We start from the raw sequence: 21,769 nt of genomic DNA on the forward strand, positions 1-21,769 counted from the left end.
TGATAATTCAAGACCTGTCCGAATACATTTACGAATGAGAGGGTGGAAAAGCTGTCATCCGCCGGAACTTGCAATCAACCGGGAGGGAAGGGAAGCATGGAACAAAAGCAATGGCACCAGATGAAGACGGAGGAGCTCCAGCAGGCGCTGCAGCTTGATCCGGACCAGGGCCTCACGGAAGAAGAGGCCGGGGAAAGACGCAAAACGAGCGGATACAACGAGCTGTCCGAGGGCGTGAAAATTTCTCCGGTGGCCCTCTTTTTGAATCAATTCAAGGATTTTATGGTGTTGGTCCTCTTGGGAGCGACCTTGATCTCCGGTCTGCTGGGCGAGTACCTGGATGCCGTCACCATCGTGGCGATTATATTCATTAACGGGATCCTCGGATTTATCCAGGAGTTCAGAGCGGAACGGTCGCTGCGGGCGCTCAAGCAGCTGTCGGCGCCGACCACGAGGGTGGTGCGGGACGGCAAGGTGATTTACATTGCAGCCCGGGAGCTCGTTCCGGGGGATGTGGTGCTGGTCGAAAGCGGCGACCGTGTTCCGGCCGATGTGCGCTGGATCGAAACGAACAGCTGCAGCGTCGAGGAATCGGCCCTGACCGGGGAATCGATGCCGGTGAACAAGCATTCGGCCGAAATCCTTGAGGAGGATGTGCCGCTCGGGGATCAGAAGAACATCGGTTTCATGGGGACGATGGTGACAAGGGGGACGGCCCGAGGTGTCGTCATCCGGACCGGCATGGAGACGGAGATGGGCAAAATCGCCGATCTGATCCAAAATACGGAGTCCCAGGAAACCCCGCTGCAGCACCGGTTGGAGCAGCTTGGAAAGATTCTGATCGGCGTCTCCCTCGGCCTTACGATTCTCGTTGTTGTGGCGGGGATCCTGCATGGACAGCCGGTACCGGGCATGTTTCTTGCGGGCGTCAGCCTTGCCGTGGCGGCCATACCTGAAGGGCTGCCCGCCATCGTGACGATCGCGCTGGCCCTCGGCGTACAGCGGATGATCAAGCGCAAGGCGATCGTGCGCAAGCTGCCATCCGTGGAGACGCTTGGCTGCGCCTCCGTAATCTGCTCGGATAAAACGGGCACGCTCACCCAGAATAAAATGACGGTCACCCGGGTGTGGCTCGGGGGGCGTACGATGGAGGTGACCGGGCAAGGCTATGAGCCTGCCGGACAAATTCTGCTCAAAGGAAAACCGGTTGAGCTCCGTTCCGATCAGGCGCTGCGCCGCCTGCTCCAGGTCGGGGGGCTGTGCAACAACGCCGAGATTATAGAAACGGCGCAGGAGGAAAGCCGCAGCCGCCGCAAAGGGAAGGAAGCGGAGCCGGCAGCCGTCTGGGAGCTGAAGGGGGACCCGACGGAGGGCGCGCTGCTGACGCTGGCTTCGAAGATGGGACTAACCCAGACAAGCCTGGCGAACATGTACCAGCGGGACAAGGAATTCCCGTTTGATTCCACGCGCAAGCTGATGTCCGTCATCGTCAGCCATCAGGGAGGCCGCCTGCTGTGCACAAAGGGCGCCCCGGATGTGCTGCTGGATAAATGTACGTATATATTGTGGGACGGCAATGTCGTTCCGCTGACGCCAACGCTGCGTCAAAAAGTGCTCGGCGCCAATGAGAAGATGGCCTCCGAGGCGCTGCGGGTGCTCGGACTCGCTTACCGGGACCTGCGTCCGCATGATAGACCGGAGAGCGAGACGGAAGCGGAATGCCAGCTGATCTTTATCGGGCTCACCGGCATGATCGATCCGCCGCGCAAGGAAGTGCGCGACGCGATCTCCAAATGCCGCCGGGCAGGCATTAAGACGGTCATGATTACCGGCGACCATCGCACGACGGCCGAGGCGATTGCGGCGCAGCTGGGCATCTTGCCGCGCAACGGACTGTCGATGACCGGCCAGGAGCTGGCCCGCCTGGATGACAAGGAGCTTGACGCCAGAGTTGATCAGACCTATGTGTACGCCCGGGTCTCGCCGGAGCACAAGCTGCGCATCGTCAAATCGCTGCAGCGCAAAGGGCATGTGGTGGCTATGACCGGCGACGGCGTCAATGATGCTCCGGCGATCAAGGCGGCCGACATCGGGATAGCGATGGGCATCACCGGCACGGATGTCAGCAAGGAAGCGTCGTCGCTCATCCTGAGCGATGACAACTTCTCCACTATTGTGGCGGCGATCGAGGAAGGGCGGAGCATCTATGAGAATATTCGCAAATTTATCCGCTATCTGCTTGCCTCGAACGTAGGTGAAATTTTGACGATGTTCTTTGCGATGATGATGGGACTTCCGCTGCCGCTCGCCCCGATTCAGATTCTGTGGGTGAACCTGGTGACCGACGGTTTGCCGGCGATGGCGCTCGGCGTGGATCAGCCGGAGAAGGATCTGATGGAGCAGAAGCCGCGCGGCGCCAAAGAGAACATATTTGCCAGACGTCTCGGCTGGAAAATTATTAGCCGCGGCTTCCTGATCGGACTCTGCACGCTCGGCGCGTTCTGGCTGACGCTCCGCATTGCCCCGAACGATCCGGCCCAACTGGCCAAAGCGCAGTCAGTGGCCTTTGCCACCCTTGTCATGGCGCAGCTGATTCATGTGTTTGACTGCCGCAGCTCGCGTTCGATCTTCCATCGCAACCCGCTGCAGAACAAGTCGCTGGTGCTGGCCGTCGCCTCCTCGGTGCTGCTGATGCTCGGCGTCATGTATATCGAGGCGCTTCAGCCGATCTTCAAAACGGTGCCGCTCGGCCTGAAGGAATGGGCGCTTACCCTTGTGGCCGCAGGCATTCCTACCTTCCTGATGGGCGCTGGCAGCGTGTGGGGCGGCAGACGCAACCGCCGCCGGAGCATGATGACGAAGAGTGCAAATATTTCGGCATAAAATGAATTGGATGTCCACTCGAATCTGCGGTATGCTAAGTCCATAAGCAGCAACCGCAGAGGAGATGGATGTAGGATGGAATTTACGAAAATGCATGGCTTGGGCAATGACTTTGTCGTTGTTTACGGTGAGAAGGAGCTTCCGCAGAATGCCTCCGACCTGGCTGTGAAATTATGCAATCGATTCTTCGGCATCGGTGCCGATGGGCTTGTCTATATATTGCCTTCCGAGAAGGCGGATTTCATGATGCGAATTATGAACTCGGACGGCTCCGAGGCGGAGCAGTGCGGCAACGCCATCCGCTGTGTCGCGAAGTACGTCTATGATCACGGGTTGACCACCCGCGAGGAGATTACAATCGAGACGATTGGCGCAGGGGTGCAGAAGCTGCAGCTGACCGTCAGCGGCGGCAAGGTAAGCAGCGTGCGCGTGGACATGGGCGAGCCGGTTCTCGATGGGCTGAGCGTGCCGACTACGGTGGATGCGAATCCTGTCGTCGACCATCCGGTCGAGGTGGACGGACGCGAATTCCGCTTTACCGCGGTTTCGATGGGCAACCCGCACTGTGTGATCTACGTTGACGATGCCGTCAACTTCGATCTGGCTGCGTGGGGGCCGAAGCTGGAGGTTCATCCGTTGTTCCCGAAGAAGATCAACGTGGAATTTGCGACGGTGAACGCGAAGGACCAGGTGGACATGCGGGTATGGGAGCGCGGAGCGGGGCCGACGCTGGCCTGCGGTACAGGCGCTTGCGCAACGCTGGTATCTTCCGTTCTGAACGGGAAGACGGATCGCTCGGCCACGATCTCGCTAAAGGGCGGGGATCTGTTCATCGAGTGGGACGAAAGCGACAATCACGTGTACATGACAGGGCCGGCTGAAATCGTATATAAAGGTACGGTAGCTGAGTAGAACGTGCCTTGCACGACATTTGTATAGAAGTCTTTCCTCGGCGTTGACGAGGATCGGCTCCCAAGCATGAGACAGGGGTCTCGCACCTCGCGCTGTTCTCATTCAGACAGGAGCGATCCATCAGGGCAGCTTCCGGGGAAGGGCTTCTTTTTCGTTATCGGTGGTTTCGGATCATGGGTGGAAAAGGCCTCAAGCAGGAGGGGAGCAGGCTTCGGTTTTTTCGCGTCCGAACTCGCTTTTGTCCCTTTATCTTTGGGAAGGTTTTATGATACATTATTGAAAATAACAATCAGTTGGAGGGGAATGCAGTGAAACCGGATCTGCGACAGGCATTGGAGAAAGAGGTACTGGTCGGCGACGGCGCGATGGGTACCTATTTGTATCAGCAAGGCTTCCCCGTCGGAATTTCTTATGAAGAGCTGAATCTGACCTCCCCGGAGGTCATCAGAAATGTTCATCGCCAATATATCGAAGCGGGGGCCCGGGTGATTGAGACGAACACCTTCTCCGCCAATTACGATAAATTGTCCAAATACGGTCTGGAATCCAAAGTGGCTGAAATTAACCGGGCCGGTGCCATGATTGCGCGCGAGGCAGCGGGCGAGCAGGTCTACGTCGTCGGCGCAATAGGCTCGATTCGCGCCGGGCGGCGGCGGGATCTGTCTTCATCGGAGCTGAAGCGGTATTTCGAACAGCAGCTGGACGTGCTGCTGTCGGAAGGGGTTGACGGCATTCTGCTCGAAACCTTCTATGATGTGGAAGAAATTCAGCTAGCTTTGAAGGAGATGCGCCGGCTGAGCAGCCTGCCGGTCATCTGTCAATTTGCTGTCGAGGATGTGGCGCGCACGCTGGACGGGTATACGATGCCGGAAGCTTGCCGTATACTCAGTGATGAGGGCGCAGATGTTATCGGATTCAACTGCCGCACTGGGCCTAACGGCATCAAGCGCGCTTTGGAGACGCTGGAAGGGGAACTGAATCTTCCGGCTTCGGTCTTTCCGAATGCCGGGATCGCCGATTACGTGGACGGGGAGTACCGCTATGGTGCCAGCCCTTCCTATTTCGGTAGCACGGCTGTTCCTTTTGCCGATCTGGGCGCCAGAATTATCGGCGGATGCTGCGGAACGACGCCGGCGCATATTTCGGAGATTGCCAAGGCGCTGTCCGGCTATACGCCTGTGCCGCTGCCGAAGCGGGATGAAGCTATTCCATCGCGAATTGTGGTACAGGAGCCGGGTTCAAGCGATGCCTCAAGGGGCGATGACCTGAATCAGAGCCCGAGCCTGGTGGATCTGGTCAAGGAGCGCCATACGGTCATCGTGGAGCTTGATCCGCCGCGCGACCTGGACATCACGAAGTTCATGAAGGGGGCAGAAGCGCTCAAAAAGGCCGGGGCCGATGCGCTGACGCTGGCGGACAACTCGCTGGCCGTCACCCGGATGAGCAACATGGCGCTTGGCCATCTGGTGCAGGAGCGGGTAGGGCTGCGGCCGCTTATTCACATTGCTTGCCGGGACCGGAATCTGATCGGCACCCAGTCTCATATGATGGGCTTTGATGCGCTTGGCATCGACCATGTGCTGGCTGTCACCGGCGATCCGGCACGGTTCGGCGATCTGCCGGGGGCAAGCTCGGTGTATGATATGACATCGTTTGAGATCATTCGGATGATCAAGCAGCTGAACGAAGGGATCGCCTTCTCCGGCAAGCCGCTCAAGCAGAAAGCGAAGTTCGTGGTTGGCGCTGCATTTAATCCGAATGTGAAGCATCTGGACAAGGCGGTTCAGCGGCTGGAGAAGAAGATTGCCTCTGGCGCGGACTACATTATGACCCAGCCCGTATATGATCCGGAGCTGATCGTGAAGCTGAAGGAAGCGACCGCGCATCTGGATATTCCGATCTTTATCGGCATCATGCCGCTGGCCAGCGGCCGCAACGCCGAATATCTTCATAACGAGGTGCCGGGCATTCAGCTGTCGGACGCCGTCCGTGAGCGCATGGCCGGGCTTGAAGGCGCTGAAGGCCGGGCGATGGGGGTTCAGATCGGCCAGGAGCTGCTGGAGGTAGCAATGGAGCATTTTAACGGTATTTATTTGATGACGCCGTTCATGTTCTATGAGATGAGTGTACAGTTGATGGAGCATGTATGGGAGAAGTCGGGAAGGCCGACCCCCCACTTGTTTCATTAATAATTTTCAATTACAATAGTGTAATGGATGTGATTTCCGATGTCATTGAGCATGACCGGATATGGCCAGTCCGTTATCGATTTTCAGGGCTATAGCGTGTCGTTTGAGGTGAAGTCTGTCAATCACAGATACTGTGAGGTTGTGTTCCGGATGCCCCGTGAATGGACATGCTTCGAGGACAGCTTCAGAAGGGCTGTTCAGTCCAGAATCGGGCGCGGTCGGGTGGATGTATTTATTAACAGGGAGCACAGCGGCGACAACGCCGATGCGGTGCTGAACCACGCCCGGGTCAAGGCCTATCTGCAGGCCGCCGAGGAGCTGAAAGCCTACGGTATCGAGGGAAGTCTGACGGCGAAGGATATTTTGTCGCTGCCCGACATTCTGGTCAGTCCAAGAGGCAGCCTGCCGATGGACGACAACGGCCAGGAAGCGTGGGAGAAGGCGCTGCTGGGCGGGCTGAACGAGGCGCTTGACGGACTGCTGCAGATGCGAAGCAGGGAAGGGGCGTTTCTGGCCGCGGATATCGAGCACAGGCTTGAACGCATTGAGGCGCTGCACCGTGAGATGACAGAGCTTGCACCGACGGTTCCGGAGGAATACCGGAAGCGTCTGCGACAGCGTATCGAGGCGCTGGATGACGGGTCACTGGCTGTAGATGAACATATATTTGGAATGGAAGTGGCTTTGTTTGCCGAACGCTCCAATGTTGACGAGGAGCTCACGCGTCTTCGGAGCCATCTGGAGCAGAGCAGGAAGCTGCTTCACCATGAAGGACCTGTCGGCCGAAAGCTGGATTTTCTAATTCAGGAAATGAACAGGGAAGTCAATACGATTGGATCGAAAGCCAATCATCTGACTCTGGTAAACCGTGTTGTCGAAATGAAAGCGGAACTGGAGAAGATTCGTGAACAAGCCGCCAACGTGGAATGAGCTCGGCTTGAATCGGCAATAGAGTCAAATGTATAGGGGGAACAACCGCAAAATGGCAATCAAACTCATTAATATTGGCTTCGGAAATATCGTATCGGCCAACCGAATCATTTCTATCGTGAGCCCGGAGTCGGCTCCGATCAAACGGATTATTCAAGAAGCACGAGATCGTCATATGCTGATTGATGCTACATATGGCCGCAGGACTAGAGCTGTTATTATCACCGATAGCGATCATGTGATTTTATCGGCGGTACAGCCTGAGACGGTAGCACACCGTCTGTCCAGCAAAGATGACGACAACGACGAATAGAATGAGGAGTATTATGTCTAAGGGATTATTGATTGTATTGTCCGGTCCGTCCGGAGTTGGTAAAGGAACCGTATGCACGGCGCTGCGCAGCCAGGTTCCGGATCTGGTGTATTCTGTATCGGCCACGACGCGTTCTCCGCGTGCGGGGGAAGTGGATGGCGTCAACTACTTCTTCAAGACGCGCGAGCAGTTCCTTGAGATGATCGAACATGATCAGCTGCTGGAATATGCTGAATATGTCGGGAACTATTACGGAACTCCCCGTGATTTTGTGGAGAAGACGCTGGCTGAGGGCAAGGATATTATTCTGGAGATTGAGGTTCAAGGAGCACTGAAGGTGAAGGAGAAGTTTCCGGATGGAATCTTTGTATTCCTGATGCCGCCGTCTCTGGATGAACTGAAAGACCGGATCAAGGGCCGCGGAACAGAGAGCCAGGATACGATTGACCACCGGATGTCCGTCGCGGTTGACGAAATCAATCTGCTGCAGCATTATGATTATGCGGTAGTGAATGACAAGATTGAGCTGGCTTGTGAACGAATACAATCGATTATTACAGCCGAACATTGTAAAATAAGAAAGTAACCGCCGCTGACCATGTGCAGGGTGAGGTTTTTTTGTGGGTTAAAGAAAGCATGCTTCTCAAGAAGGAGCTGCGCTTTCTTTAATCGCAAGGTAACTTCGGTGTTAGGCGGTTTTGTTTTCCCTTACTTGGAATGAATGGACCTACCCCTCTCACAACGGGGACTTTAAGTATGATGAAAGAGGTGCTGTACTGTGTTATACCCTTCCATTGATGAAATGATGAACAAGGTTGACAGTAAATACTCGCTGGTTGTGGCTGCATCCCGCCGCGCGCGCCAGCTGCGTGAAGGGGCTCCGAGCGAACTGGAGGATCCGAAGTCTCACAAATTCGTAGGCGTTGCGCTTGAGGAGATTTACGGCGACTACATCAAGGTTGAACGGGGAGAAGCGTAAGCTTCCCCGATAGCTGAATAGGACGCTTGTATAAGCACAATGTGACAACCGAAAGGTTGTTATTTTTTTGAATTGAAGTTGTTTGGTATAGGACGGCAAGCTTGTTACGAACGAAAGCGGGGGATAGTTCATGTTAAGCGGAAAAGTGATCGTGGTTGGCGTTACTGGCGGCATTGCTGCCTATAAAGCGGCGACGTTATGCAGCAGGCTCGTCCAGAGAGGGGCGGATGTTCATGTCATCATGACGGAATCCGCGAAACAGTTCATCACAGAGCTGACGCTGCAAACTTTAACGAAAAACCCTGTATACAGCGATACATTTGATGAGAGAGATCCTGCGGTTGTCTCGCATATTCATCTGGCGGATATGGCCGACCTCGTGCTTGTAGCCCCTGCTACAGCCAATGTGATTGCCAAAATGGCCCATGGCCTCGCGGACGACATGCTGACGACGACATTGCTGGCTACAACAGCTCCAGTAATGATCTCGCCTGCGATGAATGTGCATATGTACACCCATCCGGCTGTCATGGCGAATATGGAGACGCTGGTATCCCGGGGCGTGCAGATGATTGAACCTGGCGATGGCCTGCTGGCCTGCGGCTATGTAGGAAAAGGCCGGATGGAAGAGCCTGAGACGATTGTTGAGGTTGTGGAGCAGTTTTTCAGGGACCGGGAGACGAGCCTGCAGGCCGACCAGGACGCTGTGGGAGCGCTCAACGCGGCATCTTCTGACATATTGAAAGGTAAAAAAGTGGTTGTAACCGCAGGAGGGACGATGGAGCGGATCGACCCGGTGCGTTATATCACCAACGATTCCTCCGGCAAAATGGGGTTTGCTATCGCCAAAGCGGCCCAAGCGCTGGGCGCTGATGTTCATCTGATCGCCGGCCATACCGATGAGCCGCCTCCGCAGGGGATCTCCGCCGAACAGGTGGAGTCTGCCGAGGAGATGTATCAGGCGGTGCTGCGCGTCTTTGACGACAGCGATATTGTGATTAAGTCGGCTGCCGTAGCCGATTACCGGCCTGCGCAAGTAGCTACGTCAAAAATTAAAAAGCGCGGGGATACGATGACGCTTGAGCTGGTCAAGACGACAGACATTCTGGAGAGCCTCGGCCAACGCAAAAGCTCTCAGTATCTGATCGGCTTCGCCGCCGAGACAGATTCGCTCGAGCAACATGCCAAGGATAAGCTGAAGCGCAAAAACTGTGATCTTATCGTAGCCAATGATGTGACAGCAGCGGGGGCGGGCTTCGGTACGGATACGAACCAGGTTCATATCTATGACGCGGAAGGTCTTGTGCTTGAGCTGCCGCTGATGTCCAAGGAGGAAGTTGCCCGCAGGCTGCTGCTGCTCGCCGCCGAGCGGATATCCGGGAGGTCTGTCTGATGGAAATGGCCAAAGTCATTGTGGACGTGCCGTCCAAGGATACGGACCGGCCGTTTGACTATTTGGTCCCTGCTTCGCTGCGGCCCTGGATTGAGGTAGGGAGCCGGGTCGGTGTTCCTTTCGGGCATCGGACCTTGCAGGGATTCGTTGTGTCGCTGCATCCCCGTCCCGAGATGGACACCTCGAAGATGAAGCCGATCCAGGAGGTGCTCGATGTGCTGCCGCCGCTGTCCCGGGAGCTGGTGCAGCTCGGGGAATGGATGAAGGAGCGGTATGCGTGCAGGCAGATTACAGCGCTGCAGTCGATGCTGCCGACCGCGCTGAAGGGGAAGGCTGAACGATACATTTCACTGCCGGAGCGTTCTGACACCCCTGATGAGACCGAAGGGCTGTTCTCTCTTCAGCCTGAAAGCGAAGAGGAGGAGCGGATTCTCGGCTTTGTCGGCCAACGGGGCGAGGTGACGATCCAGCAGCTGTCCCGCGCGTTTCCGGATCAGGCGGATGTGATCAAGACGCTGCTTGCGCGGGGAATGCTGAGCGAGCACCAGCAGATCAAGGACAAGCTGCAGAAGAAAACGATGAAGGCCGTCGAACTGGCGGTAGAGAAAGCGGCGGCGGAAGCGGCGCTGGGGGATTTCCCGGCGAAAGCCCAGCGCCAGAGAGAGGTGCTCTCTTACCTGCTGGAGATCGAGCCGCTGCTGCCGATCTCGCAGAAGGAATTGCTGCAGACGCTTGGCGTGACGGCAGGCACGGTGAAGGCGCTAGCGGATAAAGGACTCATTGCGATCAAGGATGTGGAAGTGTTCCGCGATCCGTATCGGGGCCGACATTTCAAGCCGAGCGAGCCGCTTGTTCTGACGGAGGAACAGCAGCGGGTATACGACAAGATCGTGCACAAGCTGGACGAGCGCCAGCACGGCGTGTTTCTGCTGCATGGCGTTACGGGCAGCGGCAAGACGGAAATCTATCTGCAGACGATCCAGCGCTGTCTTCAGCAGGAGCGTCAAGCGATTGTGCTCGTGCCCGAAATTTCGCTGACACCGCAGATGGTGGAGCGCTTTAAGGCCCGCTTCGGTGATCGGGTGGCGGTCATGCACAGCCGCCTCTCGGACGGAGAGCGGTATGACGAGTGGCGCAAAATCCGGGAAGGCAGAGCGTCGGTTGTGGTCGGCGCCAGATCGGCGGTCTTCGCGCCGTTTGACCGTCTTGGCCTCATCATTATGGATGAGGAGCACGAAACGTCGTACAAACAGGAAGAAACGCCGAAGTATCATGCAAGGGATGTGGCGATCCACAGGGCTGCTTTAAGCGGGGCTGCCGTCATACTCGGCTCGGCCACCCCTTCGCTGGAGAGCTATCATGCGGCCCGTTCCCAGGCCCAGGATGATTTTGCCCCTGTGCTGCTGGAGATGCATTCCCGCGCTTTGGGCAACCGGCTGCCGGAGGTTCGGGTTGTCGATATGAGGGAGCAGCTGCGCGAAGGGAATCGCTCTATGTTCAGCATCCCTCTTCATGAAGCGATTGCAGCGCGTCTTGAGCGAGGGGAGCAGACCGTTCTGCTGCTGAACCGGCGGGGCTATTCGACCTTTGTCATGTGCCGGAGCTGCGGCTATGTTGCAGGCTGCCCGGAGTGTGACATCTCGCTGACGTATCACCAGAAGTCGCATAATCTCAGATGCCATTATTGCGGTTATGCCGCTCCTTCGCCCGACGTTTGTCCGGATTGCGGAAGCGAGCATATCCGTTATTTCGGCACGGGTACGCAGCGGGTAGAGGAAGAGCTGGCCAAGCTGTTTCCGGGCATTCGGGTCATTCGGATGGATGTGGATACCACGACGGAAAAAGGGTCCCACGAGAAGCTGCTTCAGCAGTTTCGGGACAAAAAAGCGGACGTGCTTCTGGGCACGCAGATGGTCGCCAAAGGGCTTGACTTTCCGGATGTGACGCTGGTCGGCGTCATTACGGCCGATTCGGCCCTGAATCTCCCGGATTTCCGGGCGGCGGAGAAGACCTTCCAGCTTCTGACGCAGGTGGCCGGTCGAGCCGGCCGCCATCAGCTGCCCGGCGAGGTGGTTATCCAGTCTTATACGCCGGAGCACTATTCCATTATCCATGCGAGCGGGCATGATTATTTATCCTTTGTCAAAGATGAGCTCAAGCATCGGAAGGCGCTGCATTACCCGCCGTATTGCCGGCTCATTCTGGTGACCCTTTCCCATGAACAGCTGCCGCTGCTTGTGCGAACCGCTGAAAATTATGCCGCGATGGTGAAGAAAGAAGCAGACCGGCGGGGATGGTTCGGGAGCCTGGACCGATTCGCAGCCGATGCGCTGGATATTCTCGGGCCTGTCGCTTCCCCGATTCCCCGGCTTAAAAATAGATACAGATTTCAATGTATGATAAAATGGCGTGGGACGATGGATGCCGTCTCGCTGACCCGGGACGCTGCGGAGCAGCTGCAGGAATCGGTACGGGACAGCGGGCTCGCCATCAGCATCGACGTTGATCCGCAAATGTTAATGTAAATCCGCATATAATGTTGAAAAGTCCAAGGAAGGTGTGTAGCGTAAATGGCAATTCGTATTATCGTAAAGGAACCGGATGAGGTTCTTCACAAAAGAGCCAAGGAAGTAACGAAAATTACCCCGAACGTGCAGAAGCTGCTGGATGATATGGCAGACACGATGTATGACGCGGATGGTGTCGGACTGGCGGCTCCGCAGGTCGGCATTTTGAAGCGGTTGATCGTTGTTGATGCCGGGGACGAGAACGGATTGATCAAGATGATCAACCCCGAGATTATCGAGAGCGAGGGCGAGCAGTTTGGTCCGGAGGGCTGCCTTAGCATCCCGGGCTGGAACGGAGACGTGCGGCGCGCAGAGAAGGTTACTGTCAAGGGACTGGACCGCGACGGCAACGAGATTGTTGTAACGGGGACAGGACTGCTGGCCCGTGCCTTCCAGCATGAGATCGATCATCTGAACGGCGTGCTGTTCACCGATATCGCGGAACGGGTGTATGAATATACGCCGGAGCCGCCGAGAAGCGAGCTGGAGAACCGATGAACATCGTATTTATGGGAACGCCGGCTTTTGCCGTACCCAGCCTGGAGATGCTCCTGTCCGAAGGTTACCGCGTGGTTGCCGTCGTTACGCAGCCGGATCGACCGCAAGGGCGCAAGAAAGTGCTGACGCCTACACCGGTTAAGGAAGCGGCGCTTCGCCACGGCATCCCGGTGCTGCAGCCTCAGCGGCTGCGCAGTCCGGAGGCGGTGGCTGAACTGGCCAAGTATGAGCCGGATATGATCATCACGGCAGCTTACGGCCAGATTTTGCCGAAATCGGTGCTCGATATGCCGCGGCTTGGCTGTCTGAATGTGCACGGCTCGCTGCTCCCCGCCTATCGCGGGGGCGCGCCGATTCAGCGCTGCATTATCAACGGCGAGAAGGTCACCGGCATCACGCTGATGTATATGGCCGAGGGGCTGGATACCGGCGATATGATTGCGAAGCTTGAGGTCGCGATCGCGGAGGAGGATACGGCCGGAAGCCTGTTCGAGAAGCTGAGCGTTGCCGGGGCGGAACTGCTCAAGCAGCAGCTGCCCCGGCTCATGCAGGGTAAGGTGGAGGCGGAGCCTCAGAACGAAGCTGAGGCGACCTATGCGCCTAACCTGACCCGGGAGGATGAACGGATTGACTGGTCCCGCTCCTCGCGCGACATTTACAATCAAATTCGCGGACTGGTCCCGTTCTCCGGCGGATTTACCCTGTGGAACGGCGAGGTGTTCAAGGTGTGGGCCACCGCCAAGCCGGAGGGAGCGGCAGGACCGGCGGATGCAGCGCCAGGCACGGTGCTTGAGCTGACGGAGCAGGGCGTGGTGGTGAAGACCGGTGACGGGACGATCAAGCTGCTGACCGTGCAGCCAAGCGGGAAAAAGGCGATGACTGCCGAGCAGTTTGTCCGCGGGACAAGCATGACGGTCGGGACGGTACTCGGATGAGCGGCAGCGGCAAAGCTAAAGGGCGTCCGGCATCCCCAAGGGAGCTGGCGCTGAATGTGCTGACCGAAGTTGAGCAGGAGGGGGCTTACAGCAACCTGCTGCTCAACGCTGCCCTTCAGAAGGCTTCTCTAAGCCGCGCGGATGCCGGCCTGGCAACGGAGCTGGTGTACGGGACGATTTCGCGCCTGAACACGCTGGACTATTTTCTGGACAAGTTCGTGAACAAAGGGGTGGCGAAGCTCCAGCCGTGGGTAAGGGCGCTGCTTCGTCTCAGCCTTTATCAGCTCACGTACCTTGACCGGATTCCGGAGCATGCAGCGGTGAGCGAAGCGGTGAATCTGGCCAAGCGCCGGGGGCATCAGGGCATTTCCGGCATGGTCAACGGCGTGCTGCGCAGTGTACTGAGGCAAAAGGATGAGCTGAAGATTCCGGACGCTCTGCCTCCGGCCCGCCGGATCGCGCTGCGCCATTCTCACCCGGAATGGCTTGTTGAGCGCTGGATGCTGCAATATGGCGAGGCGACGGCCGAAGCGATATGCGCCGCCAACAACACCCCGCCTGCCGTCAGCGTCCGGGTGAACACCACGATGATCAGCCGGGATGCGATGCTGGAAGAGCTGCGGTCGCATGATCTGACAGCAGAACCCTCCGCGCTGAGCCCCTATGGCATCGTGGTGCAGGGCGGTGGCAATATGGCGCTCACCGAATGGTACCGCGAAGGAATGATCTCGATTCAGGATGAGAGCTCGATGCTCGTGGCCGAGGCAGTTGCGCCGGAGCCGGGCATGCGGGTGCTGGACTGCTGCGCCGCCCCGGGGGGGAAGACGGCTCACATGGCTGAGCTGATGAAGGATGAAGGCGAGATCGTTGCGAACGATATTCACACTCATAAAGGCAAGCTTATCCGTGAGCAGGTTGCCAGACTGGGTCTCGACTGTGTGACGACGATAACTGGCGATGCGCTGGAGCTGTCTTCCCGGTTCGAGCCGGCATCCTTCGACCGGATATTGCTGGATGCGCCGTGCTCGGGGCTTGGCGTCATCAGACGAAAGCCGGATCTGAAATGGGGCAAGTCGCCGGAGGATATCGCCGAGATCGCCGCTTTGCAGAGAAGGCTGCTTCATACCGCAGCCGAATTGCTGCGGCCAGGCGGGCTGCTCGTATACAGCACCTGTACGATCGAGCCTGCCGAGAACGAGGAGGCCGTGGCGGATTTCCTCGCGGATCGCGCGGACTTTGCCCTTGCCGAAGACGCTCTTGGCCCGCTTTCTCGCTTGCGTGAGGCGGCGCTCGTGCGAGGGGGAGGCATTCAGATTCTGCCGCAGCATTTTCATAGTGACGGATTCTATATTGCGAGACTCCGGAAGCTTCCCTAAGCGCTGGAGAGCGGTCCAAGAATCCTGTTATCCCGCCGCTTCGGCGGGTTTTCTCTTTTACGGTGCCTTTTATTTATGTTAAAATAGGAAGAATGAAAAAAGATGTGCATATGAATGAAATTAGACAGGTGTGGTGAAATGAAGCCTTTTATATACGACTATTCATTGGAAGAACTTCAAGCATGGGCTCAGGAACAGGGCGAGCCTGCGTTTCGGGGCTCCCAAATATTTGACTGGCTGTACGTGAAGCGTGTGAACGCCTTTGAGGAGATGACAAATCTGTCGAAGGAGCTTCGCCGCAAGCTTGAGGACGAGTTCAGCTTTGTGACGCTGTCGGAGATCACGCGGTTTGAGTCCAAGGACGGAACGGTCAAGTTTCTGTTCGGCCTTCACGACGATCACGCGATCGAAACGGTCATCATGAAGCATAACTACGGCAACAGCATCTGTGTTACGACACAGGTCGGCTGCCGTATCGGCTGCACGTTCTGCGCCTCTACGCTCGGCGGACTGAAGCGGAATCTGACCCCGGGAGAAATTGTGGCCCAGGTCGTTCAGGCTCAGAAGATTCTGGATCAGAGCGGCGAGAGGGTAAGCAGCATCGTGATCATGGGCTCCGGGGAGCCGTTTGAGAACTATGAGGCCACGATGAAGTTCCTGCGGATCATGATCCATGAGAAGGGGCTGAACATCGGGCAGCGTCACATTACCGTCTCGACCAGCGGCATTGTGCCTAACATTTATAAATTTGCCGATGAGGATACACAGATCAATCTGGCGATTTCCATCCACGCGCCGAACGACAAGCTTCGTTCGAAGCTGATGCCTGTCAACCGCAGATTCCCGTTTGATGATGTTATCGAGTCGCTTCGGTATTATCAAGCGAAGACCGGCCGCCGCATCACGTTTGAATATGCCCTGATCGGCGGGGTGAATGACCAGGTTGAACATGCGGAAGAACTGGCGGATGTCATTAAAGACATGAACTGTTTTGTCAACCTGATTCCGGTGAACCATGTGCCGGAGCGGAAATATGTCCGCACATCGCGAAATGATATTTTCAAATTTCAGCGCGCGCTTGCGGATAAAGGAGTCAACGTTACCATCCGGCGCGAGCAAGGCCACGATATCGCTGCCGCTTGCGGCCAGCTTCGGGCCAAGCATATGGAGTTGAGGTGAGAAAACATTGATCAAGACGGTTCATGTAAGCCATGTTGGACGGGTCCGTCCTGTAAACGAAGATTCAGTATTCGTTCGAAATATGGAGCATGGCTACACGCTTGGCGTTGTGGCCGACGGCATGGGCGGCCATCAGGCCGGCGATACCGCCAGCAGGCTCGCTGTTGACACCGTGGCCGAGGATTTGTCCTCCCTGGATCCGGACATGTCGATGGAAGGCGTTCGCGCCGCGCTCGGCGATGCGATACTGCATGCGAACGAGGTCATATACCAGGAGGCTGCTTCCGACGAGCGTCTGCACAATATGGGGACGACGATTGTCGCGGTGCTGTTCCGGGGGAACGAAGGGTATATCGGTCATATCGGCGACAGCCGGGCATATAAGGTTGCGCCTGAGCAGGTTATTCGACTGACCGAGGACCATACGCTGGTCAATGAGCTATATAAGAGCGGCCAGATTACGGAAGATGAACTGGAGACGCATCCCCGGAGGAATGTGTTAAGCCGGGCGCTCGGAACCGATATCGACGTATCGGTTGAACTGACTCCGGTGTCGCTCGGCGACGGGGAAGTGCTGCTGTTATGCAGCGACGGGCTTAGCAACCGCGTCAGCCGGGAACGAATCGGCCAAATTGCCGGCGCACTGGACATTCCTCTTGAGGAAAGAGCGGATCGGCTGCTTCAGCTCGCGCTTCTTGCCGGCGGTGAGGATAACATTACCGTGGCGATGTTTGAACATCAGGAAGAGGCCGCCGGGCAACGTATAAAGGGGTGGGATTCATGATCGGACATGAATTGGCTGGTCGTTACAAAATTATAGAGCGAATTGGCGGCGGCGGGATGGCGCTCGTCTATCAGGCGCAGGACATTTTGCTGAATCGTTATGTGGCGATCAAAGTTTTGCGGCAGCAGTTTGTGCATGACGAGGAATTTATCCGTCGTTTCAGGCGGGAAGCGCAGTCTGCGGCATCCCTATCGCATTCGAACGTGGTCAGCATCTATGATGTGGGCCAGGAAGACGACATTCATTATATTGTTATGGAGTATGTGGAAGGGAATAATCTTAACGAAATCATTAAAGAACGGGCGCCGCTGCAGGTCGAGGAAGCGGTCCGAATTGCTACGCAGATCTGCGATGCCCTTGGACACGCCCATCAGAATCAGATCATTCATCGCGATATCAAGCCGCACAACATTCTGATCGGCCGCAACGGCCGGGTGAAGGTGACGGACTTCGGTATTGCAAGAGCGGTCACCTCGACAACGATTACGCAGACGGGTTCGGTGGTCGGGTCGGTTCATTATTTCTCTCCGGAGCACGCCAAAGGGGTGGCCACAGGGGAGAAATCGGATCTGTACTCGCTTGGCATCGTACTGTATCAAATGCTGACCGGCCGGCTGCCGTTTCTCGGTGAAAGCCCGATCAGCGTTGCGTTGAAGCATCTGCAGGAGGAATTTGAGGAGCCGCGGGAAGTGAATCCGCTCATTCCTCAGAGCGTGGAGAACGTCATTCTGAAATCGATGCGCAAAAATCCGCAGGAGCGGTACCAGTCCGCCGAGGAAATGATGGAGGATCTGGAGACTTGCCTGCTGCCAAGCCGCATCAATGAACCGAAGATGGAATTTGAGGAAGATGAGGATTCCACGCTGGTTATGCCGGCGATCAAAAGCATGGAGCGCAGCAGCCGTCCGAGGGACGAGCCGGATGCGGAAGAGGACAGGCCGGATGAGAAAGCCGCCGGCAGACGTAAGCGCAAATGGGTGAAGCCGACGGTGATCATCGCTTCTGTACTGTTGTTCTTGGGGATTATGGCCGGGGTTGTTGCCTATGTTAACAAGATGCTTGAAGTGCCTGAGGTGACGGTGCCCGGCGTAGTGGATATGCCGGAAGAGGACGCGATTCGTCTGCTGGAGGAAAGCGGCCTTGCGGTTGATCCGGAAGTCATCCGGGAGTACAAGCCAGGGGTGGATGAAGGGATCGTATTTGGTCAGAGCAGACCTGAAGGCACTGTGGTGAAGAAGGATTCGCTGATCCAGCTGTCCGTAGGCGCGGCCAAGCCGCTCAGCGTCATGCCGGATTTAAGCGGCAAAACCTACGAAGAGGCGCTTGCGCTGCTGAAGGCGCAGAACGTGAATGAGGAGACGATCAAGCAGAACACCGAGCACAACGATGAGGTGGATGCAGACAAGATCATCCGGCAATCGCCAGCTGCTGGTGCGGAGTTCGATCCGGACCAGGTGGAGATTGTGCTGACGATCAGCCGCGGCAAGCAGACGGTGAATATGCCGAGTCTGATTGGCATGTCCAGGGACGAAGCTGTCAAGACGATTGAGTCGCTAGGCCTTGAAGTAGAGGCCGTGAAGGAGAAATCGAGCTACGATGTCGAGAGAGGCAAAGTAATGGAGCAGTGGCCGTTTGAAGCGAATGAAGCGGTATCTCCCGGAACGAAGATTACGATTACGGTAAGCTCCGGACTGCCGGATGACATCGTCAACTATCGTTATAACGTACCGGTTGCTCCTGCCTATGAGGGTGAGCCGAGCCGAATCCGGGTTGTATTCACAGATGCGCTTGGCGAGAACAAGGAAGCCGTGAACAAAACGATTACAACGATGGAGACGATACCGGTCGATCTTGTCCTCGCGCCAAACAAAGATGCGACCGTCATGGTTCACCGTGACGGGCGGGTCATTGACACTTATGTCGTATCCTATACGGATGCCAAGAACGGCACCGTGACGGAGCCTACGATTGAACCGCCGCCGGTGCGGGATGTTCCGGTTTCCGGAGGCGAAGGTGAGGGCGGTTCCGAGGAGGGCGGCTCTGAGGATGAAGGCGAAGGCCATGATAATGGCAATGGAAACGGCAATGGCAATGGTAACGGCAGAGGGAACGGTCGCGGAAATGACGACTAACGATGACTAGCCGAAGCTGCCATAACCGGCCGGACACTACAAGCACATGCTTTCGGATGAGTTCGTCTGTCCGGCATGTCGCTTGCGGTAGCCGGTTCTTGAACTTCATTATAAATCTAAATCCAACAGGAAAGGTGAGGCCTATTATATGCTAGAGGGACTGATCGTGAAGGCGCTAAGCGGATATTACTATGTCAAACCATTTCGAGATGACCGGTCGATATCCGGGGAAGACCAGGCGGTTCAATGCAGAGCCCGCGGCATTTTCAAAAAAAGAGGCATCTCTCCGCTCGTTGGAGACCATGTAAAGTACTCGCTAACTGAGAATGGGGAGGGGACCGTGGATGAAATTCTTCCACGGTCTTCCCAATTAATTCGTCCTCCGGTAGCGAATGTGAATCTGGCTGTGCTTCTGTTTTCTGTGAAGGAGCCGGATTTGAATCTGGTGCTGCTGGATAAATTTCTTGTACATATCGAACATTCCGGATTGGATGCGTTAATATGCCTGACTAAGCAGGACCTGGCTGACGAGAACGATACACAGGTTCAAGAGGTCAAGGCGCTGTATGAAAACATCGGTTACGAGGTGCTGATTACCAGCTCCTTGGAAGGGATTGGTGTTGAGCAGGTCAAGCAGCGGCTGGCGGGCGAAATCAGCGTGTTTGCCGGACAGTCCGGCGTAGGAAAGTCCTCGCTGCTGAATTCCCTCCAGCCAGGGCTGTCGCTGACGACAAGCGAGATTAGCATGCGTCTTGGACGGGGCCGGCATACGACGCGCCATGTGGAGCTGATTGAGCTGGATAATGGCGGATTCGTTGCCGATACGCCGGGTTTCAGCCAGCTTGATTTTCTGGAGCTGGGGGTTGAGGAGCTGTCGAGCTGCTTCCGCGAGTTCGTTCCTTATGCGGCGGATTGCAAGTTTCGTGGCTGCAGCCACATGCACGAGCCGGGCTGTGAAGTGATCCGGGCCAAGGCAGAGGGCCGCATTGCAGAAAGCCGCTATGTTCATTACACAGAGTTTTTTGCAGAAATGAAAGACAAGAAGCGGAGGTATTAATATGATCATAATAGCGCCATCGATATTGTCAGCTGATTTTGCCAAGCTGGGGCAAGAGGTGCGGGAGGTTGAGGCAGGCGGAGCCGACTGGATCCACGTCGATGTGATGGACGGGCACTTCGTCCCGAACATTACCTTGGGGCCGCCGATTGTGCAGGCCATCAGACCGCATACTTCGCTGCCGCTTGACGTTCATCTCATGATCGAGCGGCCGGAGCGTTATATCGCGGATTTCGTGAAGGCGGGAGCGGACTATGTTACCGTTCATGCTGAAGTCTGCCCTCATCTTCATCGTGTCGTTCATCAGATCAAGGAGCTTGGCGCGAAGGCAGGGGTAGCCATCAATCCGGGCACGCCGGCGCATGTGCTGCAGGAGGTGCTTCCGGATCTGGATCTGGTGCTTGTCATGACGGTGAATCCCGGATTTGGCGGACAAGCCTTTATTGAACGGACCGTGAACAAGATTCGTCAGATCCGCGAATGGGCGGAGCAGTCGGGCCAAGCCGATCTTCACATTGAGGTAGACGGGGGCATTACGGCGGAGACAGCGCCGCTGGTCGCTACAGCCGGGGCGAATGTGCTGGTGGCAGGAAGCGCTGTGTACGGCCAGGCCGATCGCGCTGCCGCAATCGCCGGCATTCGCAGCAGCGTATCCTAGGCCAGCAACGAGGCAACCTAACATGATTTTTGCTGATTGCACCACGTGCGCCCCTCACTGCGCGTGGTGTTTTTCTCAGGGAGCTGCCCGGTTTGACCACATGCGATGCATAGGGCGGGGCGTTACCGCATAAGTATGGTTACATGAGCTGGGTTCTCATGTAGCCTTTTTTTGTCTGTGTTCACATCTGTAGGCTTGGTGCATACGATATTATAGGAAGGCATGAGAATGATTGGGGAGGGTGAGACATGAAATTCTATACGTTCAAGCTGCCGAAGTTTTTGGGAGGTTTTGTGAAAGCCATTTTAAATACGTTTCACAAAGGCTGACAGCTTGTCACGGCCAACCAACCTTTCGACTGGGGCGGCACCGCCAGGGGTGCTTTACTGGATGAAGAACATAAGGAATCACGATGTGATGCGGGTATACCGGATAGGGGAGACATACCGAGGCCCCGCGGAAGGTTTTTCTTGTGATATAAGAGAGTGCTCGGGTGTAGCTGCAGCTGCTTTGGGGCTTTCTTATATCTGAAAAAGCACCTGGCTGCGCAAGGTGCTTTTTGTTTAGATATGTATGTATCCAAAAACAAGAAAAACTTCCTGCCCCGGACCGCTCCCCGAAAGGTGCTGGAGATTAAGAAGTTTTTCTTCATTATAACATGAGATGATTATACGCGAGTCACTTTACCGGATTTCAAAGCACGAGTGCTGACGTATACACGTTTTGGCTTGCCGTTCACGAGAATGCGGACTTTTTGAACGTTAACGCCCCAAGTGCGCTTGTTGTGGTTGTTTGCGTGGGAAACATGGTTTCCGCTGCTTGGTTTCTTGCCAGTTACATAACATTTGCGAGCCATTTATTACACCTCCTTGTTCACTAACCCTGCATAAAACAATACTTAAATATAATATCACAGTAAAAATTGCTCCGTCAACTGCCCTAAAAACATTTATTTCTCTTACTTCTTATAGTACAATGTTGTTT

Annotated in this window: 19 protein-coding genes; 18 read left to right on the forward strand and 1 reads right to left on the reverse strand. The window is 56.1% G+C overall.

The window, feature by feature from the left end:
* Window positions 1-96 precede the first annotated feature (96 nt).
* The 18 genes from CHH67_RS02005 (at window position 97) to spoVM (ending at window position 21,114) form a co-directional block, all read left to right on the forward strand.
* The gene (locus CHH67_RS02005; protein ID WP_095263298.1) at window positions 97-2,883 is read left to right on the forward strand and encodes a calcium-translocating P-type ATPase, SERCA-type; all 2,787 of its coding nucleotides are present in this window, start codon (window positions 97-99) and stop codon (window positions 2,881-2,883) included.
* 75 nt (window positions 2,884-2,958) lie between these two features.
* Window positions 2,959-3,795, forward strand: a complete 837-nt coding sequence (gene dapF / locus CHH67_RS02010) for a diaminopimelate epimerase (RefSeq protein WP_095263299.1) — start codon at window positions 2,959-2,961, stop codon at window positions 3,793-3,795.
* Window positions 3,796-4,103: 308 nt separating this feature from the next.
* A complete protein-coding gene (locus CHH67_RS02015) occupies window positions 4,104-5,984 on the forward strand; it encodes a bifunctional homocysteine S-methyltransferase/methylenetetrahydrofolate reductase (protein WP_095263300.1) in 1,881 nt (626 codons plus the stop codon).
* 39 nt (window positions 5,985-6,023) lie between these two features.
* Window positions 6,024-6,914 carry a YicC/YloC family endoribonuclease gene (locus CHH67_RS02020; RefSeq protein WP_095263301.1) on the forward strand — a complete coding sequence of 297 codons (891 nt, stop codon included), beginning with the start codon at window positions 6,024-6,026 and terminating at the stop codon, window positions 6,912-6,914.
* Window positions 6,915-6,966: 52 nt separating this feature from the next.
* Window positions 6,967-7,227, forward strand: coding sequence for an extracellular matrix/biofilm regulator RemA (gene remA, locus CHH67_RS02025; protein WP_006209218.1), 261 nt, complete (start codon window positions 6,967-6,969; stop codon window positions 7,225-7,227).
* Between the two features lie 13 nt (window positions 7,228-7,240).
* Complete coding sequence (gene gmk / locus CHH67_RS02030) at window positions 7,241-7,813, forward strand: guanylate kinase (RefSeq protein WP_095263302.1); 573 nt, start codon at window positions 7,241-7,243, stop codon at window positions 7,811-7,813.
* Between the two features lie 192 nt (window positions 7,814-8,005).
* On the forward strand, window positions 8,006-8,206 hold the full coding sequence (gene rpoZ, locus CHH67_RS02035) for a DNA-directed RNA polymerase subunit omega (RefSeq protein WP_095263303.1): 201 nt from the start codon (window positions 8,006-8,008) through the stop codon (window positions 8,204-8,206).
* A gap of 130 nt (window positions 8,207-8,336) precedes the next feature.
* Entirely contained in the window at window positions 8,337-9,599 is a 1,263-nt protein-coding gene (gene coaBC / locus CHH67_RS02040; RefSeq protein ID WP_095263304.1) for a bifunctional phosphopantothenoylcysteine decarboxylase/phosphopantothenate--cysteine ligase CoaBC, read from the forward strand.
* Window positions 9,599-12,124, forward strand: coding sequence for a primosomal protein N' (priA, locus tag CHH67_RS02045; protein ID WP_095263305.1), 2,526 nt, complete (start codon window positions 9,599-9,601; stop codon window positions 12,122-12,124). Before coaBC ends, priA begins: the two co-directional genes overlap by 1 nt.
* Window positions 12,125-12,169: 45 nt before the next feature.
* Window positions 12,170-12,664 (forward strand): peptide deformylase, encoded by a 495-nt coding sequence (gene def / locus CHH67_RS02050; RefSeq protein ID WP_095263306.1) that lies wholly within the window; start codon window positions 12,170-12,172, stop codon window positions 12,662-12,664.
* On the forward strand, window positions 12,661-13,599 hold the full coding sequence (gene fmt / locus CHH67_RS02055) for a methionyl-tRNA formyltransferase (protein ID WP_095263307.1): 939 nt from the start codon (window positions 12,661-12,663) through the stop codon (window positions 13,597-13,599). Before def ends, fmt begins: the two co-directional genes overlap by 4 nt.
* The gene (rsmB, locus tag CHH67_RS02060) at window positions 13,596-14,975 is read left to right on the forward strand and encodes a 16S rRNA (cytosine(967)-C(5))-methyltransferase RsmB (RefSeq protein ID WP_095263308.1); all 1,380 of its coding nucleotides are present in this window, start codon (window positions 13,596-13,598) and stop codon (window positions 14,973-14,975) included. The genes fmt and rsmB overlap by 4 nt, the downstream gene beginning before the upstream one ends.
* A gap of 138 nt (window positions 14,976-15,113) precedes the next feature.
* Complete coding sequence (gene rlmN, locus CHH67_RS02065) at window positions 15,114-16,154, forward strand: dual-specificity RNA methyltransferase RlmN (RefSeq protein ID WP_095263309.1); 1,041 nt, start codon at window positions 15,114-15,116, stop codon at window positions 16,152-16,154.
* 7 nt (window positions 16,155-16,161) lie between these two features.
* Entirely contained in the window at window positions 16,162-16,938 is a 777-nt protein-coding gene (locus CHH67_RS02070) for a Stp1/IreP family PP2C-type Ser/Thr phosphatase (protein ID WP_095263310.1), read from the forward strand.
* A complete protein-coding gene (gene pknB, locus CHH67_RS02075) occupies window positions 16,935-19,070 on the forward strand; it encodes a Stk1 family PASTA domain-containing Ser/Thr kinase (protein WP_095263311.1) in 2,136 nt (711 codons plus the stop codon). The genes CHH67_RS02070 and pknB overlap by 4 nt, the downstream gene beginning before the upstream one ends.
* A gap of 148 nt (window positions 19,071-19,218) precedes the next feature.
* On the forward strand, window positions 19,219-20,127 hold the full coding sequence (gene rsgA / locus CHH67_RS02080) for a ribosome small subunit-dependent GTPase A (RefSeq protein ID WP_095263312.1): 909 nt from the start codon (window positions 19,219-19,221) through the stop codon (window positions 20,125-20,127).
* A gap of 1 nt (window position 20,128) precedes the next feature.
* The gene (gene rpe / locus CHH67_RS02085) at window positions 20,129-20,785 is read left to right on the forward strand and encodes a ribulose-phosphate 3-epimerase (protein ID WP_095263313.1); all 657 of its coding nucleotides are present in this window, start codon (window positions 20,129-20,131) and stop codon (window positions 20,783-20,785) included.
* 248 nt (window positions 20,786-21,033) lie between these two features.
* Window positions 21,034-21,114, forward strand: a complete 81-nt coding sequence (gene spoVM, locus CHH67_RS02090; protein WP_095263314.1) for a stage V sporulation protein SpoVM — start codon at window positions 21,034-21,036, stop codon at window positions 21,112-21,114.
* Window positions 21,115-21,452: 338 nt separating this feature from the next.
* Here spoVM and rpmB read toward each other — a convergent pair whose 3' ends face one another.
* Window positions 21,453-21,641: a 50S ribosomal protein L28 gene (rpmB, locus tag CHH67_RS02095; RefSeq protein ID WP_095263315.1), complete on the reverse strand. Its 189-nt coding sequence runs from the start codon at window positions 21,639-21,641 to the stop codon at window positions 21,453-21,455.
* Window positions 21,642-21,769: the final 128 nt, after the last annotated feature.

Source organism: Paenibacillus campinasensis (genome assembly GCF_002272015.1).
Taxonomy (GTDB): Bacteria; Bacillota; Bacilli; order Paenibacillales; family Paenibacillaceae; genus Paenibacillus_AQ; species Paenibacillus_AQ campinasensis.